11 protein-coding genes and 1 tRNA gene are annotated in these 13467 nt (G+C 60.8%); 4 read left to right on the forward strand and 8 right to left on the reverse strand.

Annotated features, from left to right (window positions below; translation table 11 throughout):
- Positions 1-78: 78 nt before the first annotated feature.
- Positions 79-1602: a PAS domain-containing sensor histidine kinase gene (locus tag QUH67_RS14620; RefSeq protein ID WP_300947383.1), complete on the reverse strand. Its 1524-nt coding sequence runs from the start codon at positions 1600-1602 to the stop codon at positions 79-81.
- Positions 1603-1683: 81 nt separating this feature from the next.
- A complete protein-coding gene (locus tag QUH67_RS14625) occupies positions 1684-2538 on the reverse strand; it encodes a LysR family transcriptional regulator (protein WP_300947384.1) in 855 nt (284 codons plus the stop codon).
- 117 nt (positions 2539-2655) lie between these two features.
- Between QUH67_RS14625 and QUH67_RS14630 the strand changes: the two genes are divergently transcribed.
- On the forward strand, positions 2656-3084 hold the full coding sequence (locus QUH67_RS14630) for a tautomerase family protein (RefSeq protein ID WP_300947385.1): 429 nt from the start codon (positions 2656-2658) through the stop codon (positions 3082-3084).
- A gap of 48 nt (positions 3085-3132) precedes the next feature.
- Here the strand turns inward: QUH67_RS14630 and QUH67_RS14635 are convergent, their stop codons facing one another.
- Complete coding sequence (locus QUH67_RS14635; protein ID WP_300947386.1) at positions 3133-3537, reverse strand: tautomerase family protein; 405 nt, start codon at positions 3535-3537, stop codon at positions 3133-3135.
- Between the two features lie 114 nt (positions 3538-3651).
- On the opposite strand from QUH67_RS14635, the gene QUH67_RS14640 reads away from it, so the two are divergent.
- Positions 3652-4524, forward strand: a complete 873-nt coding sequence (locus QUH67_RS14640; RefSeq protein WP_300947387.1) for a LysR family transcriptional regulator — start codon at positions 3652-3654, stop codon at positions 4522-4524.
- Positions 4525-4530: 6 nt separating this feature from the next.
- On the opposite strand, the gene lipB is transcribed toward QUH67_RS14640, so the two are convergent.
- On the reverse strand, positions 4531-5259 hold the full coding sequence (lipB, locus tag QUH67_RS14645) for a lipoyl(octanoyl) transferase LipB (protein ID WP_300947388.1): 729 nt from the start codon (positions 5257-5259) through the stop codon (positions 4531-4533).
- A 63-nt stretch (positions 5260-5322) separates the two neighbouring features.
- Here lipB and QUH67_RS14650 point away from each other — a divergent pair, with 63 nt between their 5' ends.
- Together QUH67_RS14650 and QUH67_RS14655 are read left to right on the forward strand one after the other, a co-directional pair.
- Complete coding sequence (locus QUH67_RS14650; RefSeq protein WP_300947389.1) at positions 5323-5565, forward strand: FliM/FliN family flagellar motor switch protein; 243 nt, start codon at positions 5323-5325, stop codon at positions 5563-5565.
- Positions 5566-5661: 96 nt separating this feature from the next.
- Positions 5662-5746, forward strand: a tRNA-Leu gene (locus QUH67_RS14655).
- A 26-nt stretch (positions 5747-5772) separates the two neighbouring features.
- On the opposite strand, the gene QUH67_RS14660 is transcribed toward QUH67_RS14655, so the two are convergent.
- The 4 genes from QUH67_RS14660 to QUH67_RS14675 form a co-directional block, all read right to left on the reverse strand.
- Positions 5773-7236, reverse strand: a complete 1464-nt coding sequence (locus QUH67_RS14660) for a site-specific integrase (protein WP_300947390.1) — start codon at positions 7234-7236, stop codon at positions 5773-5775.
- A 1218-nt stretch (positions 7237-8454) separates the two neighbouring features.
- The gene (locus QUH67_RS14665; protein ID WP_300947391.1) at positions 8455-9600 is read right to left on the reverse strand and encodes an NAD(P)/FAD-dependent oxidoreductase; all 1146 of its coding nucleotides are present in this window, start codon (positions 9598-9600) and stop codon (positions 8455-8457) included.
- Positions 9584-12484 carry a LodA/GoxA family CTQ-dependent oxidase gene (locus tag QUH67_RS14670; protein WP_300947392.1) on the reverse strand — a complete coding sequence of 967 codons (2901 nt, stop codon included), beginning with the start codon at positions 12482-12484 and terminating at the stop codon, positions 9584-9586. The genes QUH67_RS14665 and QUH67_RS14670 overlap by 17 nt, the downstream gene beginning before the upstream one ends.
- Before the next feature lie 521 nt (positions 12485-13005).
- Positions 13006-13320, reverse strand: a complete 315-nt coding sequence (locus tag QUH67_RS14675; RefSeq protein ID WP_300947393.1) for a hypothetical protein — start codon at positions 13318-13320, stop codon at positions 13006-13008.
- Positions 13321-13467: the final 147 nt, after the last annotated feature.

The raw sequence follows: 13467 nt of genomic DNA on the forward strand, positions 1-13467 counted from the left end.
GGCCGCGCACCATTTCAAAGCATGGTTAAGGGATCGTGAATGCCTCGGTATTTTTACCGATAGTTGCCTCTTGCGCCGTCAGCGCTGCAGCTTGGCGATCGCCTGGCTGAGTTCGTGGATCTCGTAGGGCTTGCGCAGGATCGGAAAATCGCCGCGCACATTCAGCGCCGCGTCGCTGTAGCCGCTGGTCAGGAGGATAGGGAGGCCGGGCCTGACCGCTCGCAGGTGACGCGCGAGCCCGAGGCCATCCATCTTGCCGGGCATCACGATGTCGGAGAACACGAGGTCAATTCCGTCGAACTCGAGTTCGCGCAAGGCGGCCTCGGCGCTTGCTGCCTGGCGGACGGTGTAGCCGAGCTGTTCGAGCAGGCCGGCGCTGACGATTGCGACATCCGGATTGTCTTCGACCAGCAGCACGGTGCCGCTGCCGCCGGTATCGGCGATCCGGACTTCCTTGGTCACGGGCAAGCCCTCCCGCCGCGGCAGCAGGATCGTGATTTTGGTACCCTGGCCGAGTTCGCTCGCCACCTTGACCGTGCCGCCGGCCTGGTGCGCAAAACCGTGAACCTGCGACAGCCCGAGACCGGTACCCTTGCCGATCGGCTTGGTGGTGAAAAAGGGGTCGAAGATCTTGCCGAGGGTGTCGGGCGCAATGCCGGCGCCGGTGTCCTGCACCGAAATCGCGACATATTCAGTATCGGTTTCGCCGCCGGACGTTTTGTTGCGCGCCGATATCGTGATGACGCCGCCGGCCATGGCGTCGCGCGCGTTGATGACCAGATTGACCAGCGCGGTCTCGAATTCGGCGACGTCGACCATGACCGGCCAGACGTCGGGCGCGATGTCGAGTTGCAGCGTCACCGCGCTGCCGACACCGATGTCGAGGACGTTGCGCACCGCATCGATGTGCCGGGCGACGTCGACGGCCTGCGGGTTGACGCTCTGCCGCCGGGCGAAGGTCAGCAACTGGCTGGTGAGGGAGGCGCCGCGTTTGCTCGCTGCGTCGATCGCCGCCAGCGCCCGCTGGCTTCTGGGATCGTCGCCTATCGACTTTCTGAGGATGTGGAGACTGCCGCTGATGATCATCAGGAGATTGTTGAAATCATGCGCCACGCCGCCGGTGAGCTGGCCGAGCGCGTCGAGCTTTTGCGATTCCGCCAGTTGCCGGTGCATCTGCTCGAGCTTGATCTGGGCCTCGCGGCGCTCGGTGATGTCCCGGGTGATCTTGGCGAAGCCGACGAACTTGCCGTCCTCGTAGATGGGATCGATGACGACGCTGGCCCAGAAGAAGGTGCCGTCCTTGCGGACGCGCCAGCCTTCCTCCTCATAGCGGTGCTGTTCGCGGGCAATCTGCAAGGCGCGCTGCGGCTTGCCATTGGCGCGGTCGGATTCGGTATAGAAACGGGAAAAGTGCTGCCCGATGATTTCGTCCGGCGCGTAGCCCTTGATCCGTTCGCCGCCGATGTTCCAGCTGGTCACCACCCCGTCCGGATCCAGCATGTACAGCGCGTAGTCTGCAACTCCCTCAACCAGAAGGCGGAAATTGCGTTCGGATTCGAGAAGATCTCTTTGCTGCTGCTGCTGCTGATCTTTCCCAAACATCCCGACTGCCCATTTAATTGGCACAAACGCGCAGCTCGGCAATTGGTTCCCTCAAAATGGACTTATTGACGAGATGGTCCATTACGCCGGGCCAACCACACTTCTGAATGCCGCCGCCAACGTTCGCAACGCGGCGCGCTTGGCGGGATCGCTAACCTTCGCGTGCAGCATCACCTTCGAGGAAGCCAGCCGCGGCAGCCCTTCGGTCGGCCCGATATCGAGCAGACCCGGTGGCGCGATCCGCCGGGCGAGCGGCGCGACCGCAAGGCCGGCCAGGGCGGCGGCGACCACGGCGCTGACGCCGCCGCCGACAAAGCGCTCGGTCCAGGCGATGCCGGCCTTGTCGAGCGCGCGGATGGCGAGCGCGCGCACGCCGCAGGGCGGCGCCAGCACGGCCAGCGGCAACGTGTCGCCGCGCCGCCAGCCAGGGCGTTTTGCGGCGAACCAGCCGAACTCATCCACGGTCAGCTTCTCGCCGCCGCGGCGGCTGCCTTCCTGCCGCACCACCACGGCATCGAGTTCGCCGGCGTCGTAGGCGTCCAGCATCTGGCGCGAAAAGCCGATGGTCACGGACAGCGCCAGTTGCGACGACAGCGCGTGCAGCCGTTCGAGCATCGGCACCAGCTCAGGCCCCGCAGCGTGATCGGAGATCCCGAGCGACAATTGCTGGCGCGCGGGCGTCTCGCCCGACAGCGCGCGATCATGGGCTTCCAGCAGCGCGCGGGCGTTGGGCAGGAACGCCGCGCCGGCGGCGGTCAGCGCGACCGCCCGCGGCGAGCGCTCGACCAGCCGCTTGCCGACCACGCGTTCCAGCCGCTGCAGTTTCATGCTGACGGATGCTTGCGTCGTGCCCCGCGCCTCGGCGGCGCGGGTAAAGCTCTGCAGCTCTGCGACCAGGAGGAACGCCTGAACGGTGTCGATATCCAGTGTGTTCATGCCATCATCAATAATCGTTATCACTGTTATGAATAGAGATAAGGTATCAAAATGATAGACCCGGGTTTACATCAATGCCAGCGCGATGTCAGCGCGTCCTATCGAAGGAGAACGACCATGCCGCTCATCACCGTCACCTATTCCAGCGTGCGCACGTCGCCGTCGCTGAAGGCGGAGATTGCCTCCGCCGTCAGCGACCTCACTGCGCGCATCCTGCGCAAGGATCCCAAGGTCACCGCCATCATCGTGAAATCGGTCGATGCCGCCGACTGGTTCGCCGGCGGAAAGTCGCTCGCCGACCAGAGCCTCGCCAGCTTCTGGCTCGACGTTCACGTCAGCGAGGGCACCAACACCAAGGACGAGAAGGCCGCCTATCTCGCCGCGCTGTTCCAGCGCATGGGCGAACTGCTCGGGCCGTTGCACGAGGAAAGCTACGCCCATGTCGATGAAGTGAAGGGCGACGCCTATGGCTTCGGCGGCCTGACCCAGGAGCGCCGCTATATCGCCGGCCAGCTCGAGGTCGCGCCGCGCAAGGCTGCGGCGTAAGAGCCTGACTAGCGGACGGCGTTTGGGGCGTCGTCCGCCCATGCGCCGTCAGCGCGACACCGTCATCGGCGCGTGCTGGTCGCCGAATGCAAGGCCGCGACCGAGCGACCAGTCCACCGGGGCATTTTCGGTGAGCGCGATCATGACGTCGTCGCCGGAAAATCCGGCGCGGACGGCATGATCCGCGATGCGCCGAAACAGATTTCTCTTCTGATCGACCGTGCGACCCTCGAGAAAAAGAATCTCGATGATCGAGGCATCCGACGTGCGCGCGAGGTCGGGAAAGGTCGGATCGATGAACATCATTTCCCGCGCATAGGTCGAAACGAGCTGAAACCGATCGTTGGGTGGTACGCCGCAGGTCTCGACAAGACCTTCGTGCGCAGCGTCGGCCAGGGCGCGAATTTTGGCCGGCGCCAGATGGGCCGGAACGGATATGCGGGCGAGAGGCATGGGAGAGGTCTCCGGGTTGCTGGGACCTCCGTGCTATTCGTGCTATAAGCGGAGATAAACATCGCTTTTGAGAAGTACTCCTGCCAAAAAGTCATGAATATGCTGATGCACCCGATGTCCGACCTCGCAGTCTTTGTCCGGACGGTCGATTTGGGGAGTTTTGCGGCCGTGGGCGCCGAAGTCGAGCTGACCGCCTCAGGCATCTCCCGCATTGTCACCCGGCTGGAGCGCCGCATCGGGGCCAGGCTTCTGCATCGGACGACGCGGCGGCTGGTGCTGACGCAGGAGGGCGAAACCTTCCTCGTTCATGCCCGCGGCATCCTCGCTGCGGTCGAGGCGGCCGAAGCCGACGTCGCGTCCGTCCACGGACGGCCGCGCGGGCATCTGCGGATCAACAGCGGCACCGCGTTCGCACGGCACCGGCTCGCGCGGCTGCTGCCGCCTTTCATGGAGCAGTTTCCCGAAATCACCGTCGATCTGTCGGTCTGCGATCACCGCATCGATCCGATCGCTGACCAGGTCGACGTCACGATCAGGGTAGGGCCGCTTGGCGATAGCGAGCTGATCGCGGTCCGGCTCGGCGAGGTCAGGCGCATCATCGCCGGCAGCCCGCGATATCTGGAGCGCCATGGCGTGCCTGCACAAGCCGCCGATCTCGCCCGGCACAATTGCCTGCAGCTCAGCGGCTTCTCGCGACTGGCGCCATGGCCGATGGTCGAGCAAGGCAAGCGGGTCATGGTGCCGGTGAATGGATCGATCCGCTCCGACAGCGCCGACTTTCTGCTCGATCTCGCGCTGGCGGGCGCCGGCCTCGTGCGGTTCGGCGACTTTCTGGGGGAGGCGGCCTTGAAGGATGGCAGGCTGGTGCCGGTGCTGTCGCATTGCCACGATCCCGACCCGCAGCCGATCACGGCCCTGATCCTGCCCGGGCGGCAAAACATCCCGCGGGTTCGCGCGTTCGTTGATTTCCTCAAGGCCAGCGTTTGACGACAATCAGATGGTTGCTTCCGGCAGGCGTGCAGCGGTTGCGCCGAACACATCTTCAAACGCCCGCCGCAGCGCAACGTCGACGTCTTCCATCGTCACGGGCAGGCCGAGATCGACCAGCGAGGTGACGCCGTACCTGACATCGACGACGCCGCAGGGCACGATCGCGGAAAAATGCGACAAGTCCGGCTCAACATTGATGGCGATGCCGTGGAACGAGACCCAGCGTCGCAGCCGCACGCCGATAGCGGCGATCTTGTCCTCATAGCCCGCGCCCTTGTCCGGCCGCCTGACCCAGACGCCGACGCGATCCTCGCGGCGCTCGCCGCGCACGTTGAAGGCGTCGAGCGTGCGGATGATCCATTCTTCGAGGCCCGCCACATAGGCGCGAACGTCCGGCCGTCGCCGCTTGAGGTCGAGCATCACATAGGCCACCCGCTGGCCGGGGCCGTGATAGGTGAGCTGGCCGCCACGGCCGGTGGTGAACAGCGGAAAGCGCGGGTCGAGCAGGTCGCCTTCCTTGCCGCTGGTGCCGGAGGTGTAAAGCGGGGGATGCTCCAGCAGCCAGACCAGTTCGGCGGCCTTTCCATCGGCAATATCGGCCGCGCGCGTCTCCATCGCGGCCACGGCGTCGGGGTAGGGCACGGGGGCCGCCGAGATTCGCCATTCCACCTCGCCGCCGCCCGAGGCCACCGCGAACGTCGTCAAATCAAGGCTTTGGCGGTCATTAACCATTGGCTAACCATAACGTGGTCAGGTGAAACCAGCTCAATCTACTCCCTCTTTGGCGGTAAATAAGTGGCCACCCTCGATAAAGTCAGCGTCGATCTGATGGTGGTGCTCGGCACCACGACCATGCCTATCCACCAGGTGATGCGGCTGTCCCGCGGCGCCATCATCGAGCTGGACGCCACCGAGGCCGACGAGGTCAAGATCCTTGCCAACAACCTGCCGGTGGCTTCCGGCGTCGTGCTGGTGGATCGCAACCGCATTGCCGTCGAAGTCAAGCGTATGCTGCCGAAATCCCCTGATGTCAGGTAGTTATCGGGGAGTAAAACCTCCTTGTCGCCCCATCCCTGATTTGTTACATCGGCGCCGTTGATCCGGCGGACGCCAGTCCTTCAGCCGGTATCCCAAGCGCTCGTGGCGGAATTGGTAGACGCGCTGCCTTGAGGTGGCAGTGAGTAAAATCGTGGGGGTTCGAGTCCCTCCGAGCGCACCATAAACCCACATTTCACATTGAAATGATTAGGCTTTTTTCTGGGTTTTACCCGGGAAAGTTACCACTCCGTTCCGGCTTTGCGTTCGCTTGCTGTTCTTGGCTGCTGGTGCCCCTAGCCAGTCATCGAGCGACTGGTTCTGATCGAACGTCACGATCTTCTCCATCCCGCTGATTCCGAGCCGCTCTCGATTGGCTTGCGCGATGTAGTGGGCCGGCATTTTGGGGTCGGTCCAGCCGAACATGGCCATCATCTGGCTCTCCGTGCAGTCAGCGTAAGCCGCCACTTCGGCCCGGGCCTTGCGGACGCCATGACAGCTTTTCTTCGGCTCATTCACACCGGCCAGGACCGCGTATTTCTTCAGTTTGGCAGCCCATGCCTTCTTGTTCATGGGCAGAACCCGACCGCGGACGAGCTTGCCGGTGAATACCTCGGCCCCGATGATGTTTGCCGCACGGGCAGCCCTCAGGCTCTCGGCGAACTCCGGATGGACGGGCACCGTGACGGTGGTATTGCCCCGGCTCTTCTCGGTGGCGATCTGCACGGCCATTTTCCGAACGATCTGACGCAGGTGAGGTGGCCCGAAACGGTGGGCATCTCCAAGCCGAAGGAACGTGTAGTGCAGGATGTCGAACATCAGCCGCGCTTCGGTGCCCAGCGGCCACTTCGCCCGATAGCGGGCCATGTCGTCCTCGGTCCAGGGTAGAAAGCCGCCACTCTCGCGGCTCGCTCTTGCCTTGCCGGACTTCAGGCCGATGGTCGGATCGTCGTCCTCGTCGAGATGTCCCTCGTCGATCATCCAGCGCATCATGCCGCGAACCGCAGATAGCAGATTGCCCGCTTGCGACGGGGTACGCGCCTTCATCTCCGCCCTGATGACTTTGCGCGTCAGCACCGCAAAGGGCTTCTCGCCATTCTCAGGCAGCAGCGACTCGATCAGTCCGGTACGCTGGAGCCGGGTGGACTCCGCAAGGCCCTCGTGACCGACGCTGAGATCGCCGAGCCAATGATCGCTTCGCTTATAGCCGTTCCAGTACCAGCGCAGTGTACCAGGTCGCGCCGGTGTCTTCGGTAGAGCAGGGCGCTCCTCGTTGCGCTGCTTCTGCGCATTGATGTAATCGCTCTCGTCGCCGTATAGCGCGATCTGCGCCGCAATCGCAGCATCAACCTCGGCGCCAAACTCAGTCGTGCCGTATTCAGACTTGATCCGGATCTTCGGCAGGCGGTTGCGCAGTTGCACGTAGTACCTGACTTGACCACGTTGGCTGACGTCGACGTACAGATAGCGGCGTTCCGGCTGGTCCGGCTTCGCCATGCCCTTGACGCGACGCATGCGCAGAACTCCTCCCAGCGCCGCAACGCTCGCCTCATAGGCGGTGTCGAAGGCTGTCGTTCCGTATTCCTCGGCGATCCCGATCCTGCGGCCTTTTGCGCTGACCTTTACATACCAGCGCAGCGAGCCGGACTCGGAATAGTTGAAGTAGAGATACATCCGGCGATCCCCAGGAGCGCGGGGGTGGCGTCTTTCCGTCCCAAGCATTGGCGTCTCCGTGGACCCATGCCTGGAGTCTAGCGATGCGGTGACTCCGCATCAATTGTGTAAGGTGCGTTTCACCCGCTTTCGGTGCTTTTCAGGTGACGCCGCAATGCTTCCGATGGTGTCCATACCTCGTCGGCATCGCTTGTCGGGGCGACCGGTGTGGCGTTTGCCGTTAGTGCGATCCGAATATTGCCCTGTCCATCGACAGTGACCGCGCTCGCGCCGGCTTCTTTGGCGGCGCGGATCGCGCGAGCGATTTCTGCTTGTGTAACTCTGGCTGGACGCCGCGGCATGGCCCTTCCTATAGTGTTGCAAAATCGGCTTCTCGCCATCCCGGACTGGCGACCGCGAAGTCGAATAGGAAGAAGGGAAGGCGCGCCGCGTGCGTTCACTTAACTACGCGTCCAATAGTGACTCTAGGGAAGAGAAAGAAAGCCTGGAACACTATGGGATAGCTGGGGAGCAAAAGCATCATCGTGCGGCAGCGAAATCAAAGCAGCAGATAGTGTTCATTTTCTCTTGATCAGCTTTTGCCGCGGTGCGTCTCGCGACCAATCCTACGTTTCGCCCCGCGTGCAGCTCAGAAGGACATTTCGCGACCTCGCGCTCCGTCTTAGGGAGCGATCGCGGTGGCTTGGTTGACTTTCGAGATTCAGACGCCACCTGCGCGTAGGCAAATCTGAAATCCAAGTGCCTGTGATTTGAATGCGCTAGAGCGATCCATGACTGCGACGATGGTTTTCGCAACAGTTGACCGGATTTCATCTGGAAGTGGAGCGCGGTGTGGACTGCGCTGACAAACCTATTCGGAAATTCCCTGTTCCTGATGTTAGAAGCAACGTACGAGGCGCCGATGCGCATGCCTTGGGTCTGGCGCGTGACCTACGGGTCCGAGTTGTAGCCGTAATCTCCCTAAGTTCGGAGAAGCTCTTCCATCGCTTGGTTCTGGGATCAGTTGCGACTTGAATGCTCATCAAATTCAACTCAAAGCTCTGACAGAACGTTATATGCTCGCGTGTCTTCTGCCAACACAGACGTTTTGTCTCATCAAGACACGGATCGCACTAGATTGCTTTTCGGCCCCGTCGTCAGGAAGATGAGCTACCTATACCCTGTTGGTGCTCGAACATGCACCTCTATCTCTCTGCCACTGCACTCAAGCTCGCGGGTTCACTCGGTGACCGACTGACGTCTAGCCCAAAACTCACTACCTCCGAATCGCGTCTCCATTCGATACACGGCAGCGATATTCCGTCGATAGGCCTCTCGTACGCGCACCAGCCGAGACCGGTAGTTCGCAAGAGAATTTGTGTCTCCAGCTAGCTGCGCCGAGATTGCCTGTCCGCCTCTCAATCCGGTATAGAGCGCGTTGAAGAGTCCTTGCGAAGAGAGTGGGTCGAATGCGACGGCGCTGTCCCCGATCGCGCACCAACCCTCCCCAGAGGCGTTTGCCAGCCACTGACTGCGTGCCGATACACGTGCGACGGAGTCTTGCCCTCCATCGCCGCACACACAGTGCATCCAGCGCGTCTGCCTTAGCAGACGACGAAATCCATCCGTCGTCAGTGACAGCCGCGCAGCCGGAAGGTCGGAATCAGTATGGAAAGCAACTATTCGCGCGTGGTTGGGAAGCGTTGCAGTGTACCACCATCCATGCTCGACCGCCTCGACAACAGAGAAAGCGTCGAGATCTTTCAGATTCGATGAGGGCTGAAAATGTGTATAGCGACAGACAAGCCGATCCGCTGAAATGATGCTGTTTGCGTCCAAGCGACGAGCTATCGAAGCAGAACGACCGGTTGCATCAATGATCGCTTGCGCGTGCAATTCGCGCTGCATCGATCCGTCGTAGATGAGCACTCTCCACGCGAAGGCACTGTCTTTATTCCGGGACAGATGAGAAATACGAGCGGGAGCAAGAATTGTGGCACCGCGCGCGATCGCAGCGTTCATCAGCATAATTTCGAAGGCAAGACGATCGATCCTCCAACCCGGGCCACGTGGGTCGACGATCGAATCGCGCCGTACCATCTCGTAGCTGCCCCATACGGAGGCTTGGCCGAGCGACTGAAGATGGTCAGCGCTGGCAAACTGTGCAGCAACGCCAAGATCGCGCAGTAGCGGCGCGGCCGCGCCGATCAGGCTTTCTCCAATTTGGGGGCGCCGACTGGCATGGCGCTCAACAATGACCACAGAGTGGGCCGGCGCGAGTATGCAAGCTGCTGTTGCACCCGCGGGCCCGGCGCCTACGATCAGAACATCAGCGGTCAGCGCAGTCCCCAGCCCTGCAGTCGACGGTCTATCGTGTGGGGCCAAGAGGGAAACGACCTAGCCGCTCAATAAAGCCTGTCGGTTGAACCGTCCGCTGCGGCGCTCCAGCAACTGTCGCGGTCACGCTGATTGGGTCCTTTTCTTCTGGCTTCCTTCCGTCGCTCACGTAAATCTTCTCTGGAATGTCAGGATCGTTCGGTAGCCCGTCACGCTGGGCAACGACGCCCATATTGCCGAACCGATCGAGCATCTCACGAATCTGGATTAAATAGCCCGCGTCGCTCAGTGTTTGCGTTATCCAATCGGAACGATCTTTGAACGCAGCGATGCGTTCGGCTCGGGGCTTCGTGGCGTCCATGATCGTCCGATATGCCGCCTCGGTAATAATCTGATTTGGCACGCGAGCCGGCCAAAACGTTGGCACGTAGGGGTCGTAGCTCGGGTCGTAATCTGCCTGGGAGCGGCAGCTCGCCGTGTCCGTATGCCAGGGGAGTGCCATCCAACGCGTGAGCCATCCGGCACGCTGACCGTAGAGCGGCCCGTCGAATGAAAGGGCCTCCGCCGAGCTTAGGACATCTCCAATCGGATACGTCCGCTCGTCGGCGCGGCGGTGGCGAATACGAAATGGCGCCATGAACATGGAGGCATGGCGCATTGGCCAGGTAATCTCACATCCGGGATGGAACACATCTGCGAGGCAATAGTCGAGCGCCGCTCGGTCGAGCATCGCCGGCTGCTCCGCGATTGAAAGCTCCTCAATCCGATCGTGGCGGGGTCTCGTATCAGGATAATCTGATTCGAAGTTTCCTTCCGCCCAACGCTTCAGATACAGCAACTGATGTTTTGCGAGCCTGCTGTTTTGCCGGGGCGACTGCGTAAAGGGAATATCCATTGCGTCGCCGTAAATCCAGGGCCAAGGGTCCGGTGACCAGCCGTCTTTGTCATAGTCCCGAAACGAATTGGCGATCTGTGAGCGAAACGCTTTATTTCCGGCGCTCTTGTCTGCAAGTCGCGCGAGATTTGCCGGCGCAAGGAAATCAAGCCAGCCAGTGTGTCCGAAAGCCGCGGCGTAGCCAGCGTTGACCCACTGGAGCTCGGCCATCCGTTCAAAAATCGGCAGGACGTCATCTACAAACGAGACGCTCGCCTTGAACGGTAACATGCCTGCATCCATGAATACGTCGACCAAGGCGTCGTACATCGTGCAGATGCCCTTTAGATCGGGCGCGTAGTTTGGTGGCGCGACTACCACCCATGCAGGATCGACGGGGATGTCACGGCCGCCGATCGAGACGGTGGCTGTTACAGGGCCATCCGCGACATCATCATGCCAGCCATCATTGTTTGCGAAGGTCGTAATTTCAGCGCCAGGGATGCTTCCGGTTTTTCCACGGCCGCCAAGTACAACTAGACGGCCTTCTTCGTCAGTCTTCAGTTCTCCCAGATAGACGGGCTGATCGTAGAACCTCCCTTCGAACGCGACGGAGCCGCTCGCAGGCGCGTTCCTTCCCGAGATCATTTTTTCGCCTCCCAGAATGGCGAGCTTTTGTCTATCCTTCTCGTCCTTATTCCGACGTACTGAGGGTGGCGCTGTTGCCGCTTCCGGAATGTCGAGCGCAATCTGAAACTGATACCACGCAGCCTTGAGATTGGAGAGCTCCACCTTCCAGTTGATTGCCGCGTAGTCAGGAGTAAGTTCACTCACGACGTCACCGGCCCTGTTGTATCCATAAATGCGGAACCGCGCCGCTTGGCGCTTTAGCGCGCCGTGCGAATCTCTTTGTTCGTCCGGCTTGACCCTGGGCGGCCGAACGACCTCAGGACCAAAGTAATAGGCATCATCAGCATTACCGACGCGTGCGACGCCAAGTGCTGGGTGAATTTTTGCCTTAACGATTACGGTGTCGCGACCCGGCGGGTATATTTCGAGTGGACGTGGCTCAAGGGGTTCGCCGTTCGGCACGCCGTTCACGTTGTGCCTGAGCTGGGACGACGCGGCATACACGACCTTTCGTGCATCTGACAGCGAACCCTGCGGAGCGTGCTCGGCAAGGGTTCTCCAAGGGTGAATTGCGAGATTTTCACCATACTCTGCTTGGCCCCGGGCAAGGATGTCCTGCGTAGGGATAACCAAGGTCGCGACCTCGATCGGAACGCTGTCAGTTTCGCTCCAGCGCACCGTCGCGCGATCGAGCGGCATGGCTTGGTCATTCGTTTGGAATTGAACCAAGAAGCGAAACCGAGCCTCCGATTTCGCAAGCGTGGTCTGCAAGTCGATGGCCAGATAATTCGGATCGTTTGTCTCGGGATCTGCAGGGGCTTGTGATAGAGGCTCGAGCTTGTACTTCACGAAGCGATTTGAGCCGAACGCGTACGGTAAGACGCTCCAATAGGGAACGGCGAGGACACTTGGTACGACCTTTCCCATGTCTTTCAGGACGGTGTCAGTCACTGGGTGCGCTTTGCGATACTCAGTCTCGTTCCCCTCAAATGCCGCCCGCGTAAAGGCGCACATGTCAGCCGCAGTGTCGACAAAGAATACGTCATGATTCTGCAGAATGAAGTCGTGCGTTTGATCGGTGGGATTGCCGAGTTGCTTGGTCCCCGGCACATCGAAGAGCTTGATACCAATTCCGACCGTCGTTGTCAGATCCGGCAGCATAGGTATGGTGTCGCTCGAGATCCGAATCCAGGCGGGGTACTCAACGTTCTGCGCAAAAAGACCTACCTTAAGTTCTGCAGGCAGATTGTTGTTGACGATAAAGCGAGCTCGGGCCACGCCATGTGGTTTCAAGAAAACTGGGCGTCGGGCCGGTGATTGGCCGCGGGCCAATCGCGGTCCCATGGTCATATCGACGAACATCTGTTTGATCGCGCCGATCGGATCGCTTTCGCAGTCGATCACTTGCCTGGTTTGGTCATCTGCCATGGGAACGCCGTGCCAAGATTCAATGAAGGGAGTACACTTAGTCGCTTCGCCGCAACGCGTGTGGCTCGCCGTCCATTAGCCGAGGCTGCCCGCCGGCGACCTCAACGAGCGCTGCATTCGTCGGGTCACCCACGGTCGCGATTTGCGGACAACGAAAGCATGCAGCGCTCCTTTTCTGCTGAAACCAGCGGCAGGTTTGTCGAATTGTGCAGGGAGGGAGGCGGTCAGCAACGGCGGGTAGGCCCGTGACGATGCGTTCAATCAACTGACAGCGTGAACCGTTGAAGTGGGTGCAACGCGATTCCTGACATGGAGCGGCAAGCCGAAAAATGGCGCCCACGGGCGCGGGCTCAGCCATTTGCAAAATGTCGGGAGTTGCGGCGACTCGTTCACTTAAATACGCGACGCTAGGTTCGTCCCCGCTCGCGTCGACAATACCGAGAATGTGTGCGTCGGCCATTCCTGGCTGAGCACTCGGACACTGCAAGTCAGGCGCGGTGCGCTTCTGCGCAGCCATAACGCTACTCTTTGAACAATGTGACGGCCGATTCTTGAATAAAGCCGATGATTATGTGGCCGCCATGTACGAGGGCAGCGGGCTGGGCTCCCTTTGCCGCAGGAAGCGATTTAGCGACGTCGGCCGCGAGCTGGTTGAGCTCGCCGATCGAGCTATCCTTCAAATCCACATCCCGGATTAAGAGGCCGAGGATTGGTGGCTTAATCGTAGCAATGCCAGGGCTTGCCGAGGTGAGTTGCCTGAGAGTCTCGTTTTTGGCGACCGCCTTGCGCACTGCGCTTGTAATTTCTTTCGCTGAAATCGATTGTACCTTCGCCATAAGGGAAGCTCCAGCCTGAAATAGCAACTTATGCTACCGCAACTATCGCGGGTGGTCCAGAGATTTGTTATAGATTATCGCTGGGACTGGCGGACGCGGCGTCGGATAGCCGAAGATCCACTCCGTCCCGCCAATTACCTTTTCTAC

The organism is Bradyrhizobium roseum, assembly GCF_030413175.1.
Classification (GTDB): Bacteria; Pseudomonadota; Alphaproteobacteria; order Rhizobiales; family Xanthobacteraceae; genus Bradyrhizobium; species Bradyrhizobium roseum.

What these genes read in the sequence shown, in the direction of transcription:
- QUH67_RS14625 (WP_300947384.1), bottom strand. Translation starts at nt 2,538, where the DNA reads ATGAACACACTGGATATCGACACCGTTCAGGCGTTCCTCCTGGTCGCA.
- QUH67_RS14660 (WP_300947390.1), bottom strand. Translation starts at nt 7,236, where the DNA reads ATGTATCTCTACTTCAACTATTCCGAGTCCGGCTCGCTGCGCTGGTAT.
- lipB (WP_300947388.1), bottom strand. Translation starts at nt 5,259, where the DNA reads ATGGTTAATGACCGCCAAAGCCTTGATTTGACGACGTTCGCGGTGGCC.
- QUH67_RS14630 (WP_300947385.1), top strand. Translation starts at nt 2,656, where the DNA reads ATGCCGCTCATCACCGTCACCTATTCCAGCGTGCGCACGTCGCCGTCG.
- QUH67_RS14675 (WP_300947393.1), bottom strand. Translation starts at nt 13,320, where the DNA reads ATGGCGAAGGTACAATCGATTTCAGCGAAAGAAATTACAAGCGCAGTG.
- QUH67_RS14620 (WP_300947383.1), bottom strand. Translation starts at nt 1,602, where the DNA reads ATGTTTGGGAAAGATCAGCAGCAGCAGCAGCAAAGAGATCTTCTCGAA.
- QUH67_RS14670 (WP_300947392.1), bottom strand. Translation starts at nt 12,484, where the DNA reads ATGGCAGATGACCAAACCAGGCAAGTGATCGACTGCGAAAGCGATCCG.
- QUH67_RS14640 (WP_300947387.1), top strand. Translation starts at nt 3,652, where the DNA reads ATGTCCGACCTCGCAGTCTTTGTCCGGACGGTCGATTTGGGGAGTTTT.
- QUH67_RS14635 (WP_300947386.1), bottom strand. Translation starts at nt 3,537, where the DNA reads ATGCCTCTCGCCCGCATATCCGTTCCGGCCCATCTGGCGCCGGCCAAA.